We start from the raw sequence: 20,402 nt of genomic DNA on the forward strand, positions 1-20,402 counted from the left end.
CGGAGTTGTGTATAAGAGACGGGGTTGTAGCCGCCCATGCCCGCCCGCGGCCCGCCGTGCTCCAGCGCGATCTCGAAGGCCAGCAGGTCCGACTCCCGCAGCTCGGCCTCGGCGAGGTCCGAGCTGACCATCACCCGCCCCGTCTCCTGGGGGTTCAGCGCGAAGTGCTTGACGGTCGAGACGACGCCCTCCTCCTGGATGCCGCGCACCGCGGACCCGGCGAGCACCCCGCTGAGCAGCGCGTCCTCCCCGACGTACTCGAAGTTCCGCCCGCCGCGCGGCTCGCGGACCAGGTTCATGCCGCCGGCCAGCTGGACCGTGAGGCCGGTCGCGCGGGCCTCCGCCCCGATGGCGCGGCCCTGCGCCTCGGCCAGCTCCCGGTCGAAGGTGGCGCCCAGGGCGAGGCCGCTGGGGAACGCGGTGGCCGGGGCGTCCCCGCGGACCGCGCCGGGGTTGGTGACGCCCAGGCTCGCGTCGCCCTCGTCCCACGCCGGGATGCCGAGCCGGGGCACGCCGGGGGAGTGCGCCGCCGAGCCGAGGGCCTCCTCCGGCGCCCCGGGGCCGTAGCCCATGGGTGCGCTGACCAGGGAGAGCTTCTCCTCCCGCGTCATCTGCGCGACCAGGTCCGCCGCGGCGGCGAGGTCCTCCTCGCGCGTGGGCCACGGGTCCCGCTGGGCTCGGAACCTGGACTCGACGCCGTCGTGGGTGCTCATGCTGTGTCCTCTCGGTGGGGTCTCACGGTCGGCTCGACGCTGCGGGCGGCCTCGTCCCCGGTCTACTCCACCGCGGCGCACCGTGTCGACGCCGCCGGCCCCCGTCCGCGCAGGGCGAGAACGCCCGTCCGCTCCGCCGTCCTTCTATACTGAAGGGATGACTGACGACCGGAATCGCCCCGCCGAAGCCTCCCGGGGCGACTCCTCCGACGGGCCCCGGTGGGGCACGGTGCTGCGCAACGCGCTGCTGGTCTTGGTCCTGCTGGGCATGGTGTGGCTGGCCCTGAACGTGCGGCTGCCCTCGGCGGAGGAGCTGCGGGCGGACCTCGACCGGTGGGGCTGGGCCGCGTGGCTGATCTTCATCGGGCTCTACGCCGTCGTCGCCCTGACCCCCATCCCGGTCACCGTCATGGCCGTGGCCGCCGGGGTGCTGTTCGGCGTCGTGGAGGGCAGCCTGCTGTCGGTGGTCGGAGTGCTGATCGGCTGCTGGGGGGCCTACTGGATGGCCCGCGGGCTGGGGAAGCAGACCGTCAAGCGGCTGCTCGGCCGGCACGCCTCGGTGGTCGAGGACCGCCTCGACGACGCCGGCTTCCAGGCGGTCTACGTGCTGCGCCTGATGCCCGGCCTGCCCTACTGGCCCGTCAACTACGGCAGCGGCGCCTTCGGGGTCTCGCAGCGGGACTTCCTCGTCGCGAGCGTCCTGGCCACGATCCCCGGCCAGATCTCCCTGGTGGCGGTGGGGACGATGGTCGCCCAGCCCTCGGTGCTGCATGGCATCGTCCTGGGCGCCTCGTGGGTCGTGGTCATCGTCATGACGATCTGGGCCTACCGCTCCTACAAGGGGACCGCGAAGCACCAGCTGCCGGGGGCCGGGCTCCTGGACTGAGGGGCGGGCGGCGTCCGGCCTCAGTCCTCGGCGGCGATCCGTTCCGGCGCCAGGTCCAGCCGCCGCAGCAGCTGCGCGTTGAGCGCCACAACCACCGTGGAGGCCGACATCAGCAGCGCGCCCACGCTCATCGGCAGCACGAACCCCACCGGCGCCAGCACCCCCGCGGCCAGGGGCACGGAGAGCAGGTTGTACCCCGCCGCCCACCACAGGTTCTGCTTCATCTTCCGGTACGCGGCCCGCGAGAGCGCGTAGACGGACAGCACCGCCCGCGGATCCGAGGAGGCGAGCACGACGCCGGCCGAGCCGATCGCGACGTCCGTCCCGGCGCCGATCGCGATCCCGACGTCGGCCTGGGCCAGCGCCGGGGCGTCGTTGACGCCGTCGCCGACCATGGCAACCCGCTTCCCCTCCGCCTGCAGCTCCGCGACCTTCGCGGCCTTGTCCTCGGGGCGCACCCCGGCGAAGACCCGGTCGATGCCCAGCTCGCCCGCGACGCTCTGCGCCACGGCCGGCGCGTCGCCGGTGATCATGACGACCTCGGCGCCGCGCGCGTGCAGCGCCTCGACGGCCTCGCGGGACTCGGGGCGGACCTCGTCGGCCAGGCGCAGGGCCCCGGCCACCTCGCCGTCGTCGACGACGTGCAGGATGATCGCGCCCTCCTCCCGCCACGGCCCGACGGCGTTGAGCTCGGCCAGCCCCCGGTCGCGGAGCAGCGCGGGCCCGCCGACCTCGACCGTCCTCCCGTCCACCGTGGCGCGCACGCCCACCGCGGGCGAGGAGGCGAAGTCCGACGCCGCGGGGACGCTCAGCCCGCGCTCGGACGCCGCGGCGCGGATGGCCGCAGCCAGCGGGTGCTCGCTGTCGGCCTCGGCGGCGGCGGCGAGGGCCAGGACGCGGTCCCGCGCCTGGCCCACGGACGGGTCGGCGTCCGTCACGTCACGGCTGTCGGCCGTGTCCGCAGCGGCCCCCGCCTGGAGACCCCCGGTCGCGTCCATATCCGTGCCCGACCCGAGGCTGCCGGCCGGCTCCACCGCGGTCACGGCCGGCTCGCCGCGGGTCAGGGTGCCGGTCTTGTCGAAGAGCACGGCGTCGACGGTGCGCATCGACTCCAGCGCGAGCCGGTCCTTGACCAGGACGCCGGCGCGGGCGGCCCGCTCGGTCGCGATGGAGACCACCAGCGGGATCGCCAGGCCCAGGGCGTGCGGGCACGCGATGACCAGCACCGTGATGCTGCGGACGACGGCGTCGTCGGGCAGGCCGACCAGCGTCCAGGCCGCGGCGGTGAGGACCGCCGAGCCCAGGGCGAACCAGAACAGCCAGGCGGCCGCGGTGTCCGCGATCCGCTGGGCGCGCGAGGAGGAGGACTGCGCCTCGGTCACCAGCCGCTGGATGCCGGCCAGCGCGGTCTCCTCCCCGACGGCGGTGACCTCGACCCGCAGGCCCGAGTCCGTGGCGACCGTCCCGGCGACGACGTGCTCGCCGGCCTCCCGGCGCACGGTCCGCGACTCGCCGGTGACCATCGACTCGTCCATGCTGGCCGAGCCCTCGGCGATCCGCCCGTCCGCCGGCACCGAGGCGCCGGGCCGGACGAGCACGACGTCGCCCACCCGCAGCTCCGCGGGGGAGACGGCGACGACGTCGTCGCCCTCCACGCGCTCGGCCTCGTCGGGCAGCAGGGCCGCCAGGGAGTCCAGGGCGGAGGTGGTCTGGGCGAGCGAGCGCATCTCGATCCAGTGTCCCAGCAGCATGATGACCACCAGGAGCGCGAGCTCCCACCAGAAGTTCAGCTCGTGGTCGAGCAGGTGCAGGCTGGCGCCCCAGGAGGAGAGGAAGGCGACCGTGATCGCGAGCGCGATCAGCAGCATCATTCCCGGCCGGCGCGAGCGGATCTCACCGAGGCCGCCGGTGAGGAAGGGCCGGCCGCCCCAGAGGTACATGACCGTGCCGAGCACGGGGGAGACCCACCGGGTCCACTCGGCACCGGGCAGGGGATAGCCGATGAGCTCGGCGAACATGTCGTTGAACGCGACGACCGGCACCGCGAGGACAAGCATGATCCAGAAGAGGCGGCGGAACTGCCCGGCATGATCGCCGTGGCCTGCGTGGCCTGCGTGGCCTGCGTGGCCTGCGTGGCCTGCGTAGCCCGCGTGGCCCGCGTGCCCGTCGTGGCCCGCCTGCCCGTCGTGACCCGCATGCCCTCCATGGCCCGGGGCCTCGGCGAGGTCCGCGGTTCGGCCCTCGCCGATATCGGTGTGCTGCTCGTCCATGGTCGCTTCCTCTCAGCTCGCTCGTCTCCACCGGACTGCCGTGGTCCGGCGCCCCGCGGGGCCTCTCCGCCACCCGGGCCCTTCCGTCACCCGGGGGACCGGCCGGCGCCCCTAGGAGGCCGGCCGGATCTCGCTCTCGACGACCCACCGGTGGTTCGTCATGGTCATCCCGTCCGCCTTGTAGTCGACGACGTAGACGGTCTCGTCGGTCGAGGAGGCGATGGTCGCCGCCGCGCCCTCCATGCCCTCCATGTGACCGGCCTCGAGGGTGACCTCGGCGCCGTCGGCCAGCCGGTCCGGGCCCGCCCCGGTGAGCTCCTCCTGCACGACCCAGCGGTGGTCCTCGACGCGGTCCCCGCCGGTGGTGGGCGCGTAGTCGACCGAGTAGGCATAGGTGTCGTAGGCGCCGACGATCGTGGCCGGGGCGCCGTCCATGCCCTCCATGTGGTCCGCGGCCAGGGTCACTTCGGAGCCCACCGGGTACTCGGGATCGGCGGCGGGGGTCATGCCCTCGGGCACCGGGCCGCCGTCCATCGAGTGCCGCATGCCGCCGCCGTGCTCCCCGTCGCCCCCGTGGGCCATGCCCCCGTGCCCGCCGTGGCCCTCCTCGCCGCCCTGGGAGGCCGAGGCCGACGCCGAGGGGGCGGCGTCGTCGTCCCCGCCCGCGGCGCAGCCGGTCAGGAGGGCCGTGCCGCCGAGGATCCCCGCGGCGAGCAGCGTCGTGATGTTCCGGGTCATGTCCGTGTCCTCTCGAGGGTGCCGCGTTCCGGCGCGGCGTCGTCGGCCCGGGCCCTGAAGGTCCGCAGGCGCAGGCTGTTGCTGACCACGAACACCGAGGACAGGGCCATCGCTGCACCGGCCAGCATGGGGTTCAGCAGCCCGAACGCGGCCAGCGGGATCGCCGCTGCGTTGTAGGCGAAGGCCCAGAAGAGGTTGGCCTTGATGGTGCGCAGGGTCCGGCGGGAGAGCCGGATCGCGTCCGCCGCGGCCCGGAGGTCCCCGCGGACCAGGGTGATGTCGGCGGCCTCGATCGCGACGTCGGTCCCGGTACCCATGGCCAGCCCCAGGTCCGCCTGCGCGAGGGCCGGGGCGTCGTTGACGCCGTCGCCGACCATGGCCACCACGCGGCCCTCCCGCTGCAGCCCCGATACGACGTCGACCTTCTCCCGCGGCAGCACCTCGGCGATCACCCGCTCGATCCCGACCTCGGCGGCGACCTGCTCGGCCACCGCGCGGTGGTCGCCGGTCAGCAGCACCGGGGTGAGCCCGAGCTCGCGGAAGCGGGCCACCGCCTCGGTGCTGGTCGGCTTGATCCGGTCGGAGACCACCAGGACGCCGCGGGCCGCGCCGTCCCAGCCCACGGCCACCGCGGTCCGCCCCTCGGCCTCCGCGGCGCTCATGGCCGCGGTGAGGCGCTCGTCCAGCGCCATCGACCGGTCGGCGATCAGCGTCCGCCGCCCCGCCACGACCTCCCGGCCGCCGACGCCCCCGCGGACGCCCCGGCCCGCGAGGTTCTCGAAGGACTCGGGCGCGGGCAGCCCGCCGAGCTCGGCGGCGGCCCCGGCCGCGATCGGGTGCTCGGAGGAAGACTCCAGCGCCCCGGCCAGGCGCAGCAGCTCGGCCCGCTCCACGCCGTCGGCCGGCACGACGCCGCTCATCGTCATCCGCCCGCTGGTCACGGTGCCGGTCTTGTCCAGCACCACGGTGTCGACCCGCCGGGTGGACTCGAGCACCTCGGGCCCCTTGATGAGCACGCCCATCTGCGCGCCGCGCCCGGTGCCGACCAGCAGCGCGGTCGGCGTCGCCAGCCCCAGCGCGCACGGGCAGGCGATGATCAGCACGGCGACCGCGGCGGTGAACCCGGCCGAGACCGGGAAGCCCGCCCCGAGCCAGGCGCCCAGGGTCGCCACGGCGACCGCGATTGCGATCGGCACGAAGACGCCCGAGACCCGGTCGGCCAGCCGCTGCACCGCAGCCTTGCCCGACTGCGCGTCCTCGACCATCCGCGCCATCTGCGCCAGCTGCGTGTCCGCCCCGACCCGGTCGGCGCGGACCGCGAGGCGGCCGCCGGCGTTTACGGTGGCGCCGGTGACCCGGTCGCCCTCGGCGACCTCCACGGGCACCGACTCGCCGGTCAGCATCGAGGCGTCGATCGCCGAGGTCCCGGAGACGACGACGCCGTCGGCCGCCACCTTCTCCCCGGGCCGCACCACGAACTCGTCGCCGACCGCGAGCTCCTCGATCGGCACGCGCCGCTCGACGCCGTCCCGCAGGACCGCGACGTCCTTGGCCCCCAGCTCCAGCAGGGCCCGCAGCGCGGCCCCCGCGCGCCGCTTGGACCGCTTCTCGACGTAGCGCCCCAACAGGATGAAGGTCACGACGCCGGCCGCGACCTCGAGGTAGATGTGCCCCAGCCCGTCCGATGGGGAGACCGTGAGCTCGAAGGGGTGCACGACGCCGGGCCGCCCCGCCGTGCCGAGGAACAGCGCCACGACCGACCAGATCAGGGCCGCCGAGGTGCCGACGGAGATCAGCGTGTCCATGGTCGCCGCACCGTGCCGCAGGTTGGTCCACGCGGCCCGGTGGAAGGGCCAGCCGGCCCACACGACCACCGGGGCGGCCAGGACCAGGGAGGCGAAGCCCCAGTAGTCGAACTGCAGGGCGGGGATCATCGCCATCGCGATGACCGGCACGGCGAGCAGCGCCGAGACGACCAGGCGCTGGCGCAGGGCGCGCAGCTCGACGTCGTCGGAGGACTCGGCCCAGCCGGACTCCCGGTCCGCTGCGCCGTCCGCACGGACAGGACCGGTCCCGGTGCCCTCGGACCCGGCCCCGGCGTCGTGCTCCGGCGACCCGGCACCAGCGTCCCCACGCCCGGTCGCCCGGGACGGGGGCGGGGGAGGCAGCTCGGCGGTGTACCCGGTGCGCTCGACCTCGGCGATCAGCGCCTGCGGGTCGTACCCCGCGGGGGTGTTCACGCGCGCCTTCTCGGTCGCGTAGTTCACGCTCGCGGTCACCCCCTCGAGCCGGTTCAGCTTCTTCTCGATCCGGTTCGCGCACGAGGCGCACGTCATGCCCCCGATGCGCAGCTCGAGGCTGCCGACGCCGCGGCCCCCCGCGCCGCCGAGCGCCTCGACACCGCGGCCCCCCGCGACGCCGGCGGACCCTCCGACGCCGCCGCGGACGCCGCCCGTCTCACTCCCCGTGGCCATGCTCCGCCCCCTCCTGGTGCGATTCCTGATGCGTCTGCGTGCTCTGCTGCGTCCAGTCCCGGACGAGCTCCTCCGGCACGAGCGCGCCCGCCGCGGCGAAGGCCACGGCGAACACGGCCGCGAGGAGCAGCCCGTACAGGCCGAGTCGTGCCGGTGCCCTCATCTCAGCCCCTGGCCGCCTCATAGCCGGCCTCGTCGACAGCGGCGAGCACCGCGGCGTCGTCGAGCGGCGCGTCGGAGGTGACGCTCAGCAGGCCCGTCGCGGCGCTGACCTCGACGCCGGTCACCCCGGCGATCTCCGAGACCTCGGCGCGGACGGCGCTCTCGCAGTGCCCGCAGCTCATCCCGGTCACGCGGTACTCGGTCGTGGTGGTCATGGTTCGTCTCCTCGTCTCGGGGTCGTTCGCCTTCAACGGTATACCCCTAGGGGGTATAGGGCAAGGCCGTCTCCGTGACGGCGGCCGGGCCGGTGGAGGAGCGCCCCGCATTAGTCGACGGGAGGCCGGTTGTCCACGGGATAAGAAGAATCCGCGTGGCCCACGTCATCTGGGGTAACGTTCCGTGCAGCCCACGCCGGCCGCGGATCGACCCGCCGGGGCGGGGATCGCCGCCGATCGTCGTCGAGGAGCGGCTCCCGCCCGCGCCGGCGCCCTCCTCCCATCGGCGCCCGCTCCCGCGGCGCGAAAGGACGTCCGCATGATCGAACTGATCATCGTGGCCGTGGCGATCCTCGCCACCGGCTACCTCATCGTGAAGAAGGTCGACGCCGCCGTCGCCCTCCTCGTGGTGGGCCTCGCCCTGTTCATGGTGGCCCCGTTCCTGGGGCACACCGACACCGGCACCTTCGAGGTCGAGCCGAGCGGCAACGCCTGGTACGACCAGCTCCAGCTCGCCACGGCCATCTTCTCCGACCGCTTCGCCAACACCGGCCTGGTCATCATGATGCTCTTCGGCTTCGCCGCCTACATGTCCCACATCGGGGCCAACGACAAGGCGGTGGACCTGCTGACCCGGCCGCTGCTGAAGCTGCGGGTCAAGTACCTTCTGGTGCCCATCGTGTTCTGGGTGGGCAACCTGATGTCCCTCGTGGTGCCCTCGGCGTCGAGCCTCGCGGTGCTGCTCATGGCGACGCTGTACCCCATGATGGTCGGCGCGGGCCTCTCGCGGCTGACCTCGGGCGCCGTCATCGCCACGACCGCGACCATCGTCCCGACGCCGCTCGGCGCGGACAACGTCATCGCCGCCGACCGCCTCGCCCTCGACCTCGGCGAGTACGTCTTCAGCCTGCACGCCCGCGTCTCGATCCCGACCCTCGTCGTGATGGGCGTGGCCCACTACTTCTGGCAGCGCTGGATGGACTCCCGCGACGCCCGCAGGGGCCGCACCCTCGTGGACGAGGCGGCGGGCGGGGTCGGCTCCGTCGCGGCCGAGGACGCGCCGCGCGGCAGCGTCCCCGGGTTCTACGCGATTCTCCCGGTCCTGCCGCTGCTTTTGGTCCTGGTGCCCTACGTGCTCACGACCGTCGGCGTCATCGACTTCCAGGTCTCGCTGCTGCCCATCGTGCTGGTGAGCCTCATGGCCGGCCTCGTGGTCGAGGCGATCCGCAAGCGCCAGCTCCTGCCCTCGCTCAACGACCTCAAGGTCTTCTTCCGCGGGATCGGCGACGGCGCCGCGAGCGTCGTCGCGCTGCTCATCGCCGCTGGCATCTTCGTCGAGGCGATCACCCAGCTGGGCATCATCGACTCGCTCGTCGCCGCGACGGAGAACATCGAGGGGGCCGCCCTGGTCCTCATGCTGGTCTTCGTCGGCGCGACCATCCTTCTGGTCCTGCTGACCGGCAGCGGACTCGCGCCGTTCTACTCGTTCATCGAGGTGATCCCGCGGATCGCCGGGCAGACGGGCATCAACGGCGTGCTGCTCGCGCTGCCGATCCAGTTCGCCGGGAACCTCGCCCGGGCCGTCTCGCCGGTCTCGGCGGTCGTGCTGATCGTCTCGCGGGCCATGAACGCCAACGTCATCGACCTGGTCAAGCGGACCGTGGTCCCCATGGCCGTGGGCATCGTGGTGTCCATCGCGCTGACCTGGATCCTCATCCCCGGCGCGGTCGGCTGACCCGCCCGAGCCCGTAAACCCCCTACCCAGAAGGAGAACATCGTGCAGAACATCTGGATGGACTGCGACACCGGCATGGACGACCTGTTCGCCCTGCTCGTCCTCGCCGACGACCCCGAGATCGACGTCGTCGGGGTGTCCACCGTGGTGGGCAACACGAGCCTCGACCACGCGACGGCCAACACCCTGGCGGCGGTCGAGCTGGCGGGACTCGAGGTCCCCGTCCACCGCGGCGCCGCCAAGCCGCTCGCCCAGGAGCCCCAGACGATCGAGGACCTGCTCGGCGAGGGGGCCATGGGCACCCTCGGCCGCCGGCTCGCGGTCGCGACGTCGGAGGCCGCCCCCGAGAACGCCGTGCAGGCGCTGATCGGCGCGCTCGAGGCCTCCCAGCCCGGGGCGCTCACGATCCTCGGCACGGGGCCGCTGACCAACGTCGCGATGGCGCTGATCCTGCGGCCCGACCTCGCCGACCGCGTGGGCCGGCTCGTGATGATGGGCGGCTCCGCGACGTCGGGCAACCACACCAGCGCCGCGGAGTTCAACGTCTACGCTGACCCCGAGGCGCTGGACACCGTGCTGCGGGCGGGCCTGGACGTCCGCGTGTTCGGGCTGAACCTCACCCGGCAGGTGCTGGTCGGCCCCGAGCACGAGCAGGAGCTGCGCGACCTCGGCGGGGATGCGGGCCAGACGCTGGCCGACCTGCTCGGCGCCTACCTGCGGATGATCGACAAGACGACCGCGCGGGCCATGCCGCTGCACGACCCGAGCGCCGCGGCCTACCTGCGGTGGCCCGAGCTGTTCACGCTGCAGCCGGCCAAGGTCGACGTGGAGCTGAACCGCGGTGTCGGGCGCGGGGCCACCTTCTGCGAGTTCAGGCTGCCCCGTAAGGGCGAGCCCAACGCGCTGGTCGCGACCGAGGCGCGCGGCGAGGAGGTCATGCGGCGGGTAATGGACGCGATCCGCGGCGCGGTGGGGCACGGGCCGCTGGGGTGAGCCGTGCCGCGGCGGGCGGCGTCGTCGGGTGCATCCGGCCCGACGACGCCGCCGCCGTGCATCCAGTCCGACGCCGCCCGCCGCGCGCCCCGCCCGACGACGCCGCGCGTCCAGCACGCCGCCCGCCGCGCGTCCCGCTCAGCCGTCCCGCTCGGACAGCGCCTCCAGGGTCTCGCCCTTGGTCTCCTGGATGAACTTGATGACGAAGAAGATCGAGACGAAGGCGAAGAACGTGTACACCCCGTAGGCCAGGCCCAGGCCCGCCTCGGACAGCGCCGGGAACGTCGTGGAGACCACGAAGTTGGCCGCCCACTGGGCCGCGCCGGCCACCGCGAGCGCCATCGCGCGGATCTTGTTGGGGAACATCTCCCCGAGCATGACCCACATGATCGGCCCCCAGGTGCAGCCGAAAAAGACGACGAAGAGGTTCGCCGCGATCAGCGCGACCGGGCTCGCGGCCCCCTGCAGCAGCGGCTCCCCGTTGACGACCGGGGCCGTGGCGAAGGTGATCGCCAGGACCGCCAGCGAGGCGAACTGGCCGATCGAGCCGACCAGCAGCAGCGGCTTGCGGCCCACCTTGTCGATCAGCACGATCGCCACCACGGTGGTCAGGATGTTGGTCACCGAGGTGATCACGGTGATGATCAGCGAGTCCTGCTCCGTGAATCCCACCGCCTGCCACAGCACCGAGGAGTAGTAGAAGATGACGTTGATGCCGGTGAACTGCTGCAGGATGGCCAGGCCGAGACCCGCCCAGACGATCGGGTAGATCCGCCGCGAGGGACCGCGCAGCACCGACAGCTTGGGGCGCTCGGTGCGGCCCTGGAAGGACCGCTCGATCTCGTCCGCGGTCCGCTCGACGTCCCCGCCCACGTACTTGTGCAGCACCTTCAGCGCCCGCTGGCGCTGCCCGCGGTAGATCAGGAAGCGCGGGGACTCGGGGATGGTGAAGGCCAGCACGCCGTAGACCACGGCCGGGATCAGCTCGGCGAGGAACATCAGCCGCCAGGCCTCGATGCCGAAGAGCGTGGCCGTGGCGCTCCCGGCGGCCGCGACCAGCGCGTAGGCGGTGAGCAGCGCGACGAAGATGCCGGAGACGATGGCCAGCTGCTGCAGCGAGCCCAGCCGCCCGCGGATCCCGGCGGGGGAGACCTCGGCGATGTAGGCCGGGGCGATGATCGACGCCGCACCCACCCCCAGGCCGCCGACCGCCCGCCACAGGGAGAGGTCCCAGACCGAGAACGCGGCCGCGCAGCCGATCGAGCTGACGACGAAGAGCACCGCGGCGATGATCATGACCTTGATGCGCCCCAGCCGGTCCGCGACCGGGCCCGCGTACCAGGCGCCGATGGCGCAGCCGATGAGCGCCGAGGCCACGGCGAAGCCGAGCAGGAAGCCCGAGACGCCGAAGCGCTCGCCGATGGCCCCGACGGCGCCGTTGATCACGGCGGTGTCGAAGCCGAAGAGGAAGCCGCCGAGCGCGGCGGTAGCGGCGACGAGGACGATCCTGCCGAGGGGGACGTCCAGTGATGAGTTCTGCTGTTCGGACACGAGTGCCTCCCAGGTCGAGTGATACACCTCACCTCAGCACCGACCCCGAGCCACGTCAACAGCCCCGGGGCACTGTGACGGAGCACGGCGGGGCGGGCCGGCTCACGCGCCGTCGGGATGCACGTATCCCCTGGTCGCGCGGCCCTCGGGGTCGAGGACCCGCCCCATGTGCTTGCCCATCGAGAAGACCACGCTGCGGTCCATGATCCGCGCCCCCGGCAGGGCGCTCTCCAGCGCGGCCTCGAAGCGCACGACGTCGTCCAGCTCCCGCAGCCACGCCGCGGTCACCAGGTTGTACTGGCTCGCCACCACGAAGGCGGTGCGCAGCTCCGGGATCTGCGGCAGGACGGCCCGGGCCTGCCCGACCAGCCGCGCCGGCACCCGCATGAAGTACCAGGCGTAGATGGGCCAGCCGGTGACCGTGCGGGCGACGTCGGTGCGCAGCCGCAGCCGCCCCTGGGCGATCATCAGCGCGATGCCGTCCGCGAGGCGCTGCTCGCTGATCCCCGACTCCCGGGCGATGCGGCTGACCGGCGCCCGCCCGTCTTCGAGCAGGGCGTGCTGCAGGGCGCCCTCGACCTCGGGCCGCAGGGTTCGCGGGGCCCGGGCGCGGGGAGGGTGCGGGCGGGGGATCCGAGCGGCCTCGGCCGCGGTCAGAGCCCGGATGCGCCAGCTCGAGGCCTCCGAGATCGAGGACGTGATGAGGTGGCTCTGGGTGCCGCGCACGCCCTCCAGGGAGCCGATCCGCTGCGTCACGAGCTCCCAGACGTCGCGCGGGGTGTCGGTCAGGACGGTCGCGAGGATGTCCCGCGCGCCGGAGGTGCGGTCGATGGTGTGGACCGCCGGGATGGCGATGAGCCGCTCCTCGACCTCCCGCACCCGCTGCGGAATGCAGGAGATGTCCACCAGGGCGCCCGCGTAGCGCTGCGGGAAGAAGCCGCTGACCCAGGCGACGCCGCCCTCGCGCAGCGCCTCCCAGCGGCGGGACAGCGTCGCGGGGTCCACGCCGAGGACCGGGGCCAGCTCGGTCCAGCGCACGCGCCCGTTGATCTGCAGGGCATGGATCAGGCGCTCGTCGAGGGGGTCGAGCCGATAATCCTGCATGACAGAGATGATATGGGAGAAAAGCTGCAATGTGATCCGGTGGAAACCTCGCTGGGGAAGCATGGCGGGTGTTCCCCACCACACCCCCCCCTGGAGCAGTGATGAGCATTCGAGACCCACGACCGGGCGGCGCCGGCGCCGCCGTTGGATTCCTGATCGTCATGGAGCTGGGCAGCGGCATCCTGCAGGGCTGGTTCGCCCCGCTGTTCACGGCCATCGGGCAGCAGTACGGCGTCAGCGCCGCCTCCCTCAACTGGGTCAACGCGGCCTACTTCCTGGCCACCGTGCTGGTCGTGCCGCTGCTGTCCAAGCTGGGGGACATCTTCGGGCACAAGCGCCTGCTGCTGATCGCGACCGTGGTGGTCGCGGCGGCGTCGTTCCTCGTGGCCTTCGCCCCCACCTACGGGGTCTTCCTCGCGGCCCGGGCGATCCAGGCGCCGCTCGCGGTCTTCCTGCCGCTGGAGTTCGCGATCGTCCACCAGCGCGACCCGCGCAACGCCGGCCGCAGCATCGGACGGCTGGTCGGGGCGCTGACCCTCGGGGCCGCCGTCGGCGGGCTGCTGGCCGGATCCGTCCTGGACCTGCTGGGCAGCCTCACCGCGACGCTGCTGCTGCCCGCCCTGTTCATGACCGCCTGCGTGGCCGGCGTCGCCCTCTTCGTCCGGGAGACCGCCGTGCGGCGCCGGGACCGGGTGGACCTGCTCGGGGCGGCGCTGCTCGGCGCGGGGCTCGTGGCCTTCCTGGGCGGGGTCTCCAACCTGTCCGCGTGGCCCGCGCCGGTCGCGACCGGGGCGATCGCCGCCGGCGTCGTGCTGCTGGCGCTGTGGGTCCTCTCGGCGCGGCGCAGCGACCACCCCCTGATCGACCTGCGGATGCTCGCCAGCGGGGGCATCGGGCTGCCCGTGGTCATCGCGTTCCTCTACGGCGCGCAGGTCTTCGGCGCGCAGGCGCCCACCTCGCTGTTCGTGCAGGGCGACCCGGCGGCGTCGGGCTACGGCTTCGCCGCGACCGCGACGACGACCGGGCTGGTCATGTCCCTGTGGGCCGTGGCCGCGTTCCTCGGCGCCACGCTCAGCGACCGGGTGGCCCGGGCCGTGGGCGGACCCCGGGCCGTGGCCGCGGGCGGGCTGGTCTCGGTGGTCGGGTTCGTGCTGATGATCAACGCCCCGTTCGGGCTGGCCCTGTTCACCGGGTGGCTGCTGTTCTCGGGGTTCGGCAACGGGCTGGTCATCGGGGCCCTGCCCTCGATCGTGGTGGCGCGGGCCGAGCCCGACTCGGTCGGCATCGCCTCCGGCCTGTACAACACTGCCCGAACCGGGGCCGGGGCCGTCGCGGGGGCGCTCTTCGCCCTGCTGATGTCCGCGCTGGCGACACCGGGCCGGGACGGGGCCCCGGTCTCCACGCTGGCCTCGTTCCACGCCGTATGGTGGATCTGTGCCCTGCTGTGCGCGGCCTTCGCGGTCCTGGCGCTGTTCATCCGGCCCGCCCCCGCGCGGGAGCCCGCAGCGGCGGGCGACGCCGCGGCGGCCGGCGCACCCGCGGGGCCCCGAGCGGGGCGGCGACGGCCGGCGCACCCGCCGGAGCCCTGGGCGAGGCCGTCCCGGCGGACGACGCCGCGGGGACCGACGACGCCCCGGCGCCGCGGCCCGCCTGACCCCGTGGGGCCTAACCCTCCGCGGAGCGCCCGCCGGCCCCGTTCCATCCCGACCCGATCCGCCCACCCCCATCCACCCCGCAGCTTCCCCACCCACCCCACGCCTCCGAGAGGACCACCGATGAATTCAACGGACACCGCCCCCGCCGCCGGCACCGAGGCCGGCCAGGCCGATCGCGAGCCGCTCGCCCGGGCCGTCACCGACGCCGTCCGCGCCTCCCGCGAGGACCTGCTGCGGCTCAGCCGCACGATCCACGAGCTGGCGGAGGTCTCCTGGGAGGAGCGGCGCTCGGCGGAGGCCGTGGCCGGAGTCCTCGAGGCCGGCGGCTTCGAGGTCACCCGCGGCGCCTACGGCGTCGAGACCGCGCTCGAGGCGGTCTACGGGACCGGCGAGATGACGGTCGTGATCTGCTCGGAGTACGACGCCCTGCCGCAGATCGGCCACGGCTGCGGGCACAACATCATCGCCTCCGCCGGCGTCGGCGCCGCCCTGGCACTGCGGTCCGTGGCCGACGCCGCCGGGCTGCGCGTCAAGCTGCTCGGCACCCCCGCGGAGGAGCACGGCGGCGGGAAGGTCGACCTCCTCAACGCCGGCGCCTGGGAGGACGCGACGTTCTCGCTCATGATGCACGGCAAGCCCGACGGCGACGTCGGCGCCCTGTCCACGAGCATGACCGCGGTGGAGCGCTTCGAGGTCGTCTACACCGGCCGGGAGGCCCACGCGGCCGGGGCGCCCTCCGAGGCGATCAACGCCGGCGCCGCGGCGAGCCTGTCCCTGATGAACCTGGCCGTGCTGCGCCAGCACCTGCCCGCGGACTCCAACACCAACGCGTTCATCTCCGACGGCGGCGCGGCCACCAACGTCATCGCCGGCCGCGCGGTGGTCCAGGCCGAGGTGCGCGCCGTCGAGCTGGAGACCTGGCGCTCGCTCAAGCAGCGCGTGCTGGCCTGCTTCGAGGGCGCGGCGATCGCGACGGGCTGCTCCTGGGAGCACCGCCAGACCGAGCACCCCTACGCTCCGGTCGACACGCACGAGGGCCTGGGCCGGGCCTGGGACGCGAACATGGAGCGGGTGGGTCGCCCCGTGGACACCACGCCGGTCTCCGGCGGCGGCTCCACCGACATGGGCAACGTCTCGCTCGTGGTGCCCACCGTGCACGGCATGGTCGCGGTCCGCGGCTCGGAGGCGGTCATGCACCACCCCAGCTTCACCGCCGACGCCCTGACCCCCGAGGCGGACGAGACCATCGTGGACGGCGCGGCGGTGATCGCCCTGACCGCGCTCGACGCCGCCCTGGACCCCGCGCTGCGCGCCGAGCTGCTCGAGGCGCAGGCCGCGCGGGAGCCGGGGTCGACGCGGGTGCAGCTCCAGGCGTAGCCGCCGCGCCGCGACCGCTCGAGGCCCCCGGGGACCGGATCCCCGGGGGCGCGTCCACAGGGCGGGCACGGGAGGGCCGTCCGGCCGTGGATCCGGATAGGGTGGGGTGAGAGCCCGAGAACTGCATCGCCGAGCGTGAGGACCCACCCATGAGCAAGAGCGCCTACGTCATCCGCCACGTCCCCTTCGAGGACCTGGGCGTGCTGGAGGCGGAGCTGAGGCACCACGACTACGAGGTCGAGTACTGCGACGTCCCCGTCACCCCGCTGGACCCCAACCGGGCCCAGGAGGCGGACCTCCTGGTGGTCCTCGGCGGGCCGCTGAGCGTCAACGACGAGGAGCGGTACCCGTTCCTGCGGGACGAGCGCGAGGTCGTGGCCACCCGCGTGCAGTCCAACCGGCCCACGTTCGGCGTCTGCCTCGGCGCGCAGATGATGGCACTGGCACTGGGGGCCGAGGTCACGCCCATGGAGCGCCCGGAGATCGCCTTCGATACGATCCGGCTGACCGAGGAGGGGCGCGAGTCCGCGCTGGCGCCCCTGGACGGGCAGCTGGTCCTGCACTGGCACTCGGAGACCTTCGGCGTCCCCGACTCCGCCCAGCGCCTCGCGGAGACCGACGCCTGCTCCACCCAGGCCTTCCAGCTGGGCGAGCGGCTGCTCGGCCTGCAGTTCCACATCGAGGTCGAGCCGGAGGACGTCGAGGCGTGGCTCGTGGGCCACGCGCACGAGCTCGCCGCCCACGGGGTCGACCTCGAGGGCCTGCGCCGCGGAGCCCAGGACTACGCCTCGGACCTCCGGTCCCAGGCCCACGACGTCTTCTCCGTCTGGCTGGACCGGCTCGACTAGACGCGCGCGGGCCGCTGCCCGCAGGACGCAGGAGGCCGCGGGCCCGTTCCACCGAACGGGCCCGCGGCCTCCTGCGTCCCCGGCGCCGGGCGGGGAGCGCCTCCCCGCCCGGCGGCGGGGCCCGTCAGTCCCAGATGCCGATGAGGTACATCCACCCGCCGCCGACCAGGCTCCAGATCAGGATGTTGACCACGGAGGCGAAGAAGGAGACCTTGAACCACTCCGAGGTCTTGACGTAGCCGGACCCGAAGATCACGCCCGCCGGCCCCGAGGCGTAGTGGGTCAGCCCGCCGATGAGGTTGCCGATGAAGCCGAGGGCCAGGGCCGCGAAGAGCGGCGGGGCGCCCGTGGCGATGGCCGCGCCGAGGAACACCGCGTACATCGCCACGACCTGCGCGGTGTTGGACGCGAAGAGGTAGTGGACATAGAAGTAGACGAGCGTGAGGACGGCGAAGGCCGCGATCCACGGCATCCCGCCCACCAGGCCGGCCACCTCGTCGCCGATCCAGTCGATGACGCCGAGGTCGTTCAGGTGGCTCGCCATCCCCACGAGCACCGAGAAGAAGATCAGCGTGGACCAGGCCCCCGAGTTCGCGGCCATGTCCTTCCAAGTGAGCACCTTGGTCACGAGCAGGATGGCGACGCCGACGAAGGCCGCCGCGGTCGCGTTGACCCCGATGGTCCCGCCCAGCACCCACAGGACGAGCAGGAGCACGAAGGTCACCAGCATGGTCCACTCCCCGCGGCTCATCGGGCCGAGCTCCTTGAGCTCCCCGCGCGCGTGGGCGGGCGCCTCCGGCGTCCTGGTGATCGTGGGGCGGTACGCCTTGGCCATGAACCAGGGCATGACGACGAGCGACACGATGCCCGGGACGAGCGCCGCGAGCGCCCACGTGCCCCAGGTGATCTCGACGCCGGCGTCGGCGGCGAAGCCCACGGCCAGCGGGTTCCCGGCCATGGCGGTCACGAACATTGCCGAGGTGATGGTGTTGACCTGCACCGAGGTCAGGGAGAGGTAGGCACCGAGCCTCTTGCGGGACTCGTCGGAGGTCGGGTGCGAGTCGTTGACCGCGGCCAGGGACTTCACAATCGGGTACACGACGCCGCCGGCGCGCGCGGTGTTGGACGGCGTCGCCGGCGAGAGCACGAGGTCGGTCAGCGCCATGCCGTAGGACAGGCCCAGGGAGGACTTGCCGAGCAGCGCCACGAACAGCAGCGCGATGCGCCGACCGAGCCCGGTCAGCAGGAACCCGTCGGCGATGAAGAAGGCGGCCACGATCAGCCAGATCGTGGCGTTGCCGAAGCCCTGCAGGGCCTCGGTCCCGGTGTCCATGGTCCCGGTGATCATCGCGGCGGCCAGGCCGATGACGGCTACCGAAGCCGTCGGCAGCGGCTGGAGGATCAGCCCGAGGATGGTCCCGGCGAAGATGCCGGCCATGTGCATGCCCCGCGGGTCGACGCCGTCGGGGACGGGGAGAAAGTAGAGGACGAGGGTGACGAGCAGGATGGCGGCGATCTTCAGCGCCATGGCACGCCGGGCGCGCGACGTCGTTCCCCCCTCCCGCGTGCTGGTGCTCGTCGTGGTGGGCATGGGGGTTCCCTCGATTCTCCGTGGACGGGTGCTGGGGTCCGCGGGGGCGGCGATCCGCCCGCGGGACGACTCAACACTAGACCCGGCGCACCCCGGCGGCGCGGGCCGGAGGGGCGATTATGGGGGAGATCTCACGTGCCGTGCGGCACGGGGAGGTGTGATCCACGACCGACGCCGCGTGCCGGGCGGCCACGGTCCGCGGCGACTCAGCCCGCCGTGGCCGCGGAGGCCCGTCCCGGGAGCGCGAGCGGGGCCGTGCCCAGCTCGCGGCCGGTCCGGCCGTCCGGGGTGCGCCAGGAGAGGTCCCAGGCGATCAGGGGTGCGGCGGCCGGCGTCGCCTCCTGGACGGAGGCAGGGACGGGAACGGGGCCGGCGGTGCGGGACGCCGGTTCCTCCTGCGGCTGGAGGGGGAATCCGTGCAGGCGCTGGCTGATCTGCTCGCCCGCCCACAGGTCGGGGACGCGCACGGGCTGGGTCTGGTGCCCCACCGTCAGGGTTCCCGTGACCCGCAGGGTGCGCTCCTGGCCGCCGTTGCGGATGACCAGGGCGAGGGCCCCGCTCGGCGCCCCGCTCCGATCCAGGTGGACCTCCAGGCGCGGGTTCTCCGGGACCCAGAAGGCGGGGTGCGGCGTCGTGGGGGCCGAGGGGGCCAGGTGGCGCCGCGCGACGGGGACGAGCAGGACCAGGAGGGTCGAGGCGGCGACCAGCGGGGCCAGGTATCCCGCGATGATCTCGTACATGGTCCCCACGCCCTTCCGTCGCGCACCGCGATGGTCATCTGTTAATACGAAAGTAGTACACCAAAAGGCCTTGTCACGCTAGGGTCGCCCGAGTATGACGCGCGAGCGCCCTCGAGGGGAGGCCCCGCGCCCCGGCACGTCCGGCCGGGAGTCGGCGCGGCGCTGTGAGAAACTGGGCGCATGGCGAAGTCCCGATCACCCCGCTGCAGGAAAGATGCGCACTCGATGGGGAAGGAGGCCGCCAACCTGGCCTTCAAGGTCGCGGACCGCATCCACGACTACCGGGAGAGCACCGCCATCCGCGCCGGCAACCAGCCGGTGATCGTCCCCTTCGTGGGCTACGGGACCACGCGCTGGGTGCGGGTGCTCGGGCGGGCGCTCTACAAGACCATGCTGTTCTCGCACCTCACCGAGTCCCTGGTGGGGGACCAGCGGGCCACCAGCCCGGCCCGCGGCTGGCGCTCCTTCACCTCGGTACCGATCTCCCACGCGCTCGTGGAGGTGCGCATCGGGGGCCGCGTCTTCACGGTGCGGGCCGACCGCGGCGGGGTCCTGGACGCCCAGCTGGAGATCGAGCTCGAGCCCGGCGACCACGAGGTCCGCATGCGCACCGGCGCCTCCGAGGAGGTGGTCTCGAGCGTCTACGTGGCCCCCGAGGACCAGCGGATCGGCATCGTGTGCGACGTCGACGACACGGTCATGGTCACGGCCCTCCCGCGCCCCATGCTGGCGGCGTGGAACTCCTTCGTGATCAGCGAGCACGCGCGGATGCCGACGCCGGGCATGGCGGTGCTCATGGAGCGGCTGCTCCGGGCCCACCCGCACGCGCCGGTCATGTACCTGTCCACCGGCGCGTGGAACGTGGCCCCGGCCCTGCGCCGCTTCCTCTCCCGCAACGCCTATCCGGACGGGACGCTGCTGCTGACCGACTGGGGGCCCACCCGCACGCGTTGGTTCCGCTCGGGCGCGGCCCACAAGGTCAACTCGCTGCGCCGCCTGGTCCGCGAGTTCCCCGACGTCCGCTGGATCCTCATCGGCGACGACGGCCAGCGTGACCCGGACATCTACAACGGCTTCGCGCTGCGCTACCCGGACCGGGTCGCGGCCATCATCATCCGCAACCTGAGCGTGGGGGAGTCGGTGCTGGCCTCGGGCCGGGTGTGGGGCGACGACCGCGCCAAGCAGGTCGCCGCGGGGAGCCTCTGGATGGAGGCCAACGACGGCGCCACGCTCTCGGACAAGCTGCGCGAGACGGACCTGCTGTAGGCTCCTTCGAGGCGCCTCGCGACACGGCCGCGGGCGCCCGAAAAAAATCTTTCCTGTGGATCCAGCGGGGGATAAGTGCCGCGC

At 73.5% G+C, this 20,402-nt stretch carries 16 protein-coding genes; 6 read left to right on the forward strand and 10 right to left on the reverse strand.

The window, feature by feature from the left end:
- Positions 1–713: glycoside hydrolase family 3 N-terminal domain-containing protein (locus NBM05_RS00005; RefSeq protein ID WP_302183536.1), on the reverse strand; the 713-nt coding region annotated here is incomplete at its 3' end.
- A 157-nt stretch (positions 714–870) separates the two neighbouring features.
- On the opposite strand from NBM05_RS00005, the gene NBM05_RS00010 reads away from it, so the two are divergent.
- Positions 871–1,599 (forward strand): TVP38/TMEM64 family protein, encoded by a 729-nt coding sequence (locus NBM05_RS00010; RefSeq protein WP_254164022.1) that lies wholly within the window; start codon positions 871–873, stop codon positions 1,597–1,599.
- Between the two features lie 20 nt (positions 1,600–1,619).
- Here the strand turns inward: NBM05_RS00010 and NBM05_RS00015 are convergent, their stop codons facing one another.
- The 5 genes from NBM05_RS00015 to NBM05_RS00035 all read right to left on the reverse strand — a co-directional run bounded on the left by NBM05_RS00015 (position 1,620) and on the right by NBM05_RS00035 (position 7,458).
- A complete protein-coding gene (locus NBM05_RS00015) occupies positions 1,620–3,869 on the reverse strand; it encodes a heavy metal translocating P-type ATPase (RefSeq protein ID WP_254164024.1) in 2,250 nt (749 codons plus the stop codon).
- Between the two features lie 111 nt (positions 3,870–3,980).
- On the reverse strand, positions 3,981–4,607 hold the full coding sequence (locus tag NBM05_RS00020) for a YdhK family protein (RefSeq protein WP_254164026.1): 627 nt from the start codon (positions 4,605–4,607) through the stop codon (positions 3,981–3,983).
- Positions 4,604–6,943: a heavy metal translocating P-type ATPase gene (locus NBM05_RS00025; protein ID WP_254164376.1), complete on the reverse strand. Its 2,340-nt coding sequence runs from the start codon at positions 6,941–6,943 to the stop codon at positions 4,604–4,606. The genes NBM05_RS00020 and NBM05_RS00025 overlap by 4 nt, the downstream gene beginning before the upstream one ends.
- A gap of 121 nt (positions 6,944–7,064) precedes the next feature.
- A complete protein-coding gene (locus NBM05_RS00030; protein ID WP_254164028.1) occupies positions 7,065–7,244 on the reverse strand; it encodes a hypothetical protein in 180 nt (59 codons plus the stop codon).
- Between the two features lies 1 nt (position 7,245).
- Positions 7,246–7,458: a heavy-metal-associated domain-containing protein gene (locus tag NBM05_RS00035; RefSeq protein ID WP_254164030.1), complete on the reverse strand. Its 213-nt coding sequence runs from the start codon at positions 7,456–7,458 to the stop codon at positions 7,246–7,248.
- A gap of 319 nt (positions 7,459–7,777) precedes the next feature.
- Here NBM05_RS00035 and dcuC point away from each other — a divergent pair, with 319 nt between their 5' ends.
- A complete protein-coding gene (dcuC, locus tag NBM05_RS00040; protein ID WP_254164032.1) occupies positions 7,778–9,193 on the forward strand; it encodes a C4-dicarboxylate transporter DcuC in 1,416 nt (471 codons plus the stop codon).
- Between the two features lie 42 nt (positions 9,194–9,235).
- Positions 9,236–10,186, forward strand: a complete 951-nt coding sequence (locus NBM05_RS00045) for a nucleoside hydrolase (protein WP_254164034.1) — start codon at positions 9,236–9,238, stop codon at positions 10,184–10,186.
- Positions 10,187–10,324: 138 nt separating this feature from the next.
- On the opposite strand, the gene NBM05_RS00050 is transcribed toward NBM05_RS00045, so the two are convergent.
- Positions 10,325–11,737, reverse strand: a complete 1,413-nt coding sequence (locus tag NBM05_RS00050) for a sugar porter family MFS transporter (RefSeq protein ID WP_254164036.1) — start codon at positions 11,735–11,737, stop codon at positions 10,325–10,327.
- A 102-nt stretch (positions 11,738–11,839) separates the two neighbouring features.
- Positions 11,840–12,841, reverse strand: coding sequence for an Lrp/AsnC family transcriptional regulator (locus NBM05_RS00055; RefSeq protein ID WP_254164038.1), 1,002 nt, complete (start codon positions 12,839–12,841; stop codon positions 11,840–11,842).
- Positions 12,842–12,942: 101 nt separating this feature from the next.
- Here NBM05_RS00055 and NBM05_RS00060 point away from each other — a divergent pair, with 101 nt between their 5' ends.
- Both NBM05_RS00060 and NBM05_RS00065 read left to right on the forward strand, forming a co-directional pair.
- Complete coding sequence (locus tag NBM05_RS00060) at positions 12,943–15,873, forward strand: amidohydrolase (RefSeq protein WP_254164040.1); 2,931 nt, start codon at positions 12,943–12,945, stop codon at positions 15,871–15,873.
- A 149-nt stretch (positions 15,874–16,022) separates the two neighbouring features.
- On the forward strand, positions 16,023–16,721 hold the full coding sequence (locus NBM05_RS00065; protein WP_254164042.1) for a glutamine amidotransferase: 699 nt from the start codon (positions 16,023–16,025) through the stop codon (positions 16,719–16,721).
- Positions 16,722–16,845: 124 nt separating this feature from the next.
- Here NBM05_RS00065 and NBM05_RS00070 read toward each other — a convergent pair whose 3' ends face one another.
- Both NBM05_RS00070 and NBM05_RS00075 read right to left on the reverse strand, forming a co-directional pair.
- Complete coding sequence (locus tag NBM05_RS00070; RefSeq protein WP_254164044.1) at positions 16,846–18,312, reverse strand: anion permease; 1,467 nt, start codon at positions 18,310–18,312, stop codon at positions 16,846–16,848.
- Positions 18,313–18,518: 206 nt separating this feature from the next.
- On the reverse strand, positions 18,519–19,052 hold the full coding sequence (locus tag NBM05_RS00075; RefSeq protein ID WP_254164046.1) for a hypothetical protein: 534 nt from the start codon (positions 19,050–19,052) through the stop codon (positions 18,519–18,521).
- A 225-nt stretch (positions 19,053–19,277) separates the two neighbouring features.
- Here NBM05_RS00075 and NBM05_RS00080 point away from each other — a divergent pair, with 225 nt between their 5' ends.
- Positions 19,278–20,318 carry an App1 family protein phosphatidate phosphatase gene (locus NBM05_RS00080; protein WP_254164048.1) on the forward strand — a complete coding sequence of 347 codons (1,041 nt, stop codon included), beginning with the start codon at positions 19,278–19,280 and terminating at the stop codon, positions 20,316–20,318.
- Positions 20,319–20,402 lie beyond the last annotated feature (84 nt).

The organism is Rothia santali (assembly GCF_024199905.1).
GTDB classification, from domain to species: domain Bacteria; phylum Actinomycetota; class Actinomycetes; order Actinomycetales; family Micrococcaceae; genus Rothia; species Rothia santali.

Bases quoted from the DNA above. Each gene is read 5' to 3' on its own strand.
- NBM05_RS00010 (WP_254164022.1), top strand. From the start codon at position 871: ATGACTGACGACCGGAATCGCCCCGCCGAAGCCTCCCGGGGCGACTCC.
- NBM05_RS00015 (WP_254164024.1), bottom strand. From the start codon at position 3,869: ATGGACGAGCAGCACACCGATATCGGCGAGGGCCGAACCGCGGACCTC.
- NBM05_RS00020 (WP_254164026.1), bottom strand. From the start codon at position 4,607: ATGACCCGGAACATCACGACGCTGCTCGCCGCGGGGATCCTCGGCGGC.
- NBM05_RS00025 (WP_254164376.1), bottom strand. From the start codon at position 6,943: ATGACGTGCGCCTCGTGCGCGAACCGGATCGAGAAGAAGCTGAACCGG.
- NBM05_RS00030 (WP_254164028.1), bottom strand. From the start codon at position 7,244: ATGAGGGCACCGGCACGACTCGGCCTGTACGGGCTGCTCCTCGCGGCC.
- NBM05_RS00035 (WP_254164030.1), bottom strand. From the start codon at position 7,458: ATGACCACCACGACCGAGTACCGCGTGACCGGGATGAGCTGCGGGCAC.
- dcuC (WP_254164032.1), top strand. From the start codon at position 7,778: ATGATCGAACTGATCATCGTGGCCGTGGCGATCCTCGCCACCGGCTAC.
- NBM05_RS00055 (WP_254164038.1), bottom strand. From the start codon at position 12,841: ATGCAGGATTATCGGCTCGACCCCCTCGACGAGCGCCTGATCCATGCC.
- NBM05_RS00060 (WP_254164040.1), top strand. From the start codon at position 12,943: ATGAGCATTCGAGACCCACGACCGGGCGGCGCCGGCGCCGCCGTTGGA.
- NBM05_RS00065 (WP_254164042.1), top strand. From the start codon at position 16,023: ATGAGCAAGAGCGCCTACGTCATCCGCCACGTCCCCTTCGAGGACCTG.
- NBM05_RS00070 (WP_254164044.1), bottom strand. From the start codon at position 18,312: ATGCCCACCACGACGAGCACCAGCACGCGGGAGGGGGGAACGACGTCG.
- NBM05_RS00075 (WP_254164046.1), bottom strand. From the start codon at position 19,052: ATGTACGAGATCATCGCGGGATACCTGGCCCCGCTGGTCGCCGCCTCG.
- NBM05_RS00080 (WP_254164048.1), top strand. From the start codon at position 19,278: ATGGGGAAGGAGGCCGCCAACCTGGCCTTCAAGGTCGCGGACCGCATC.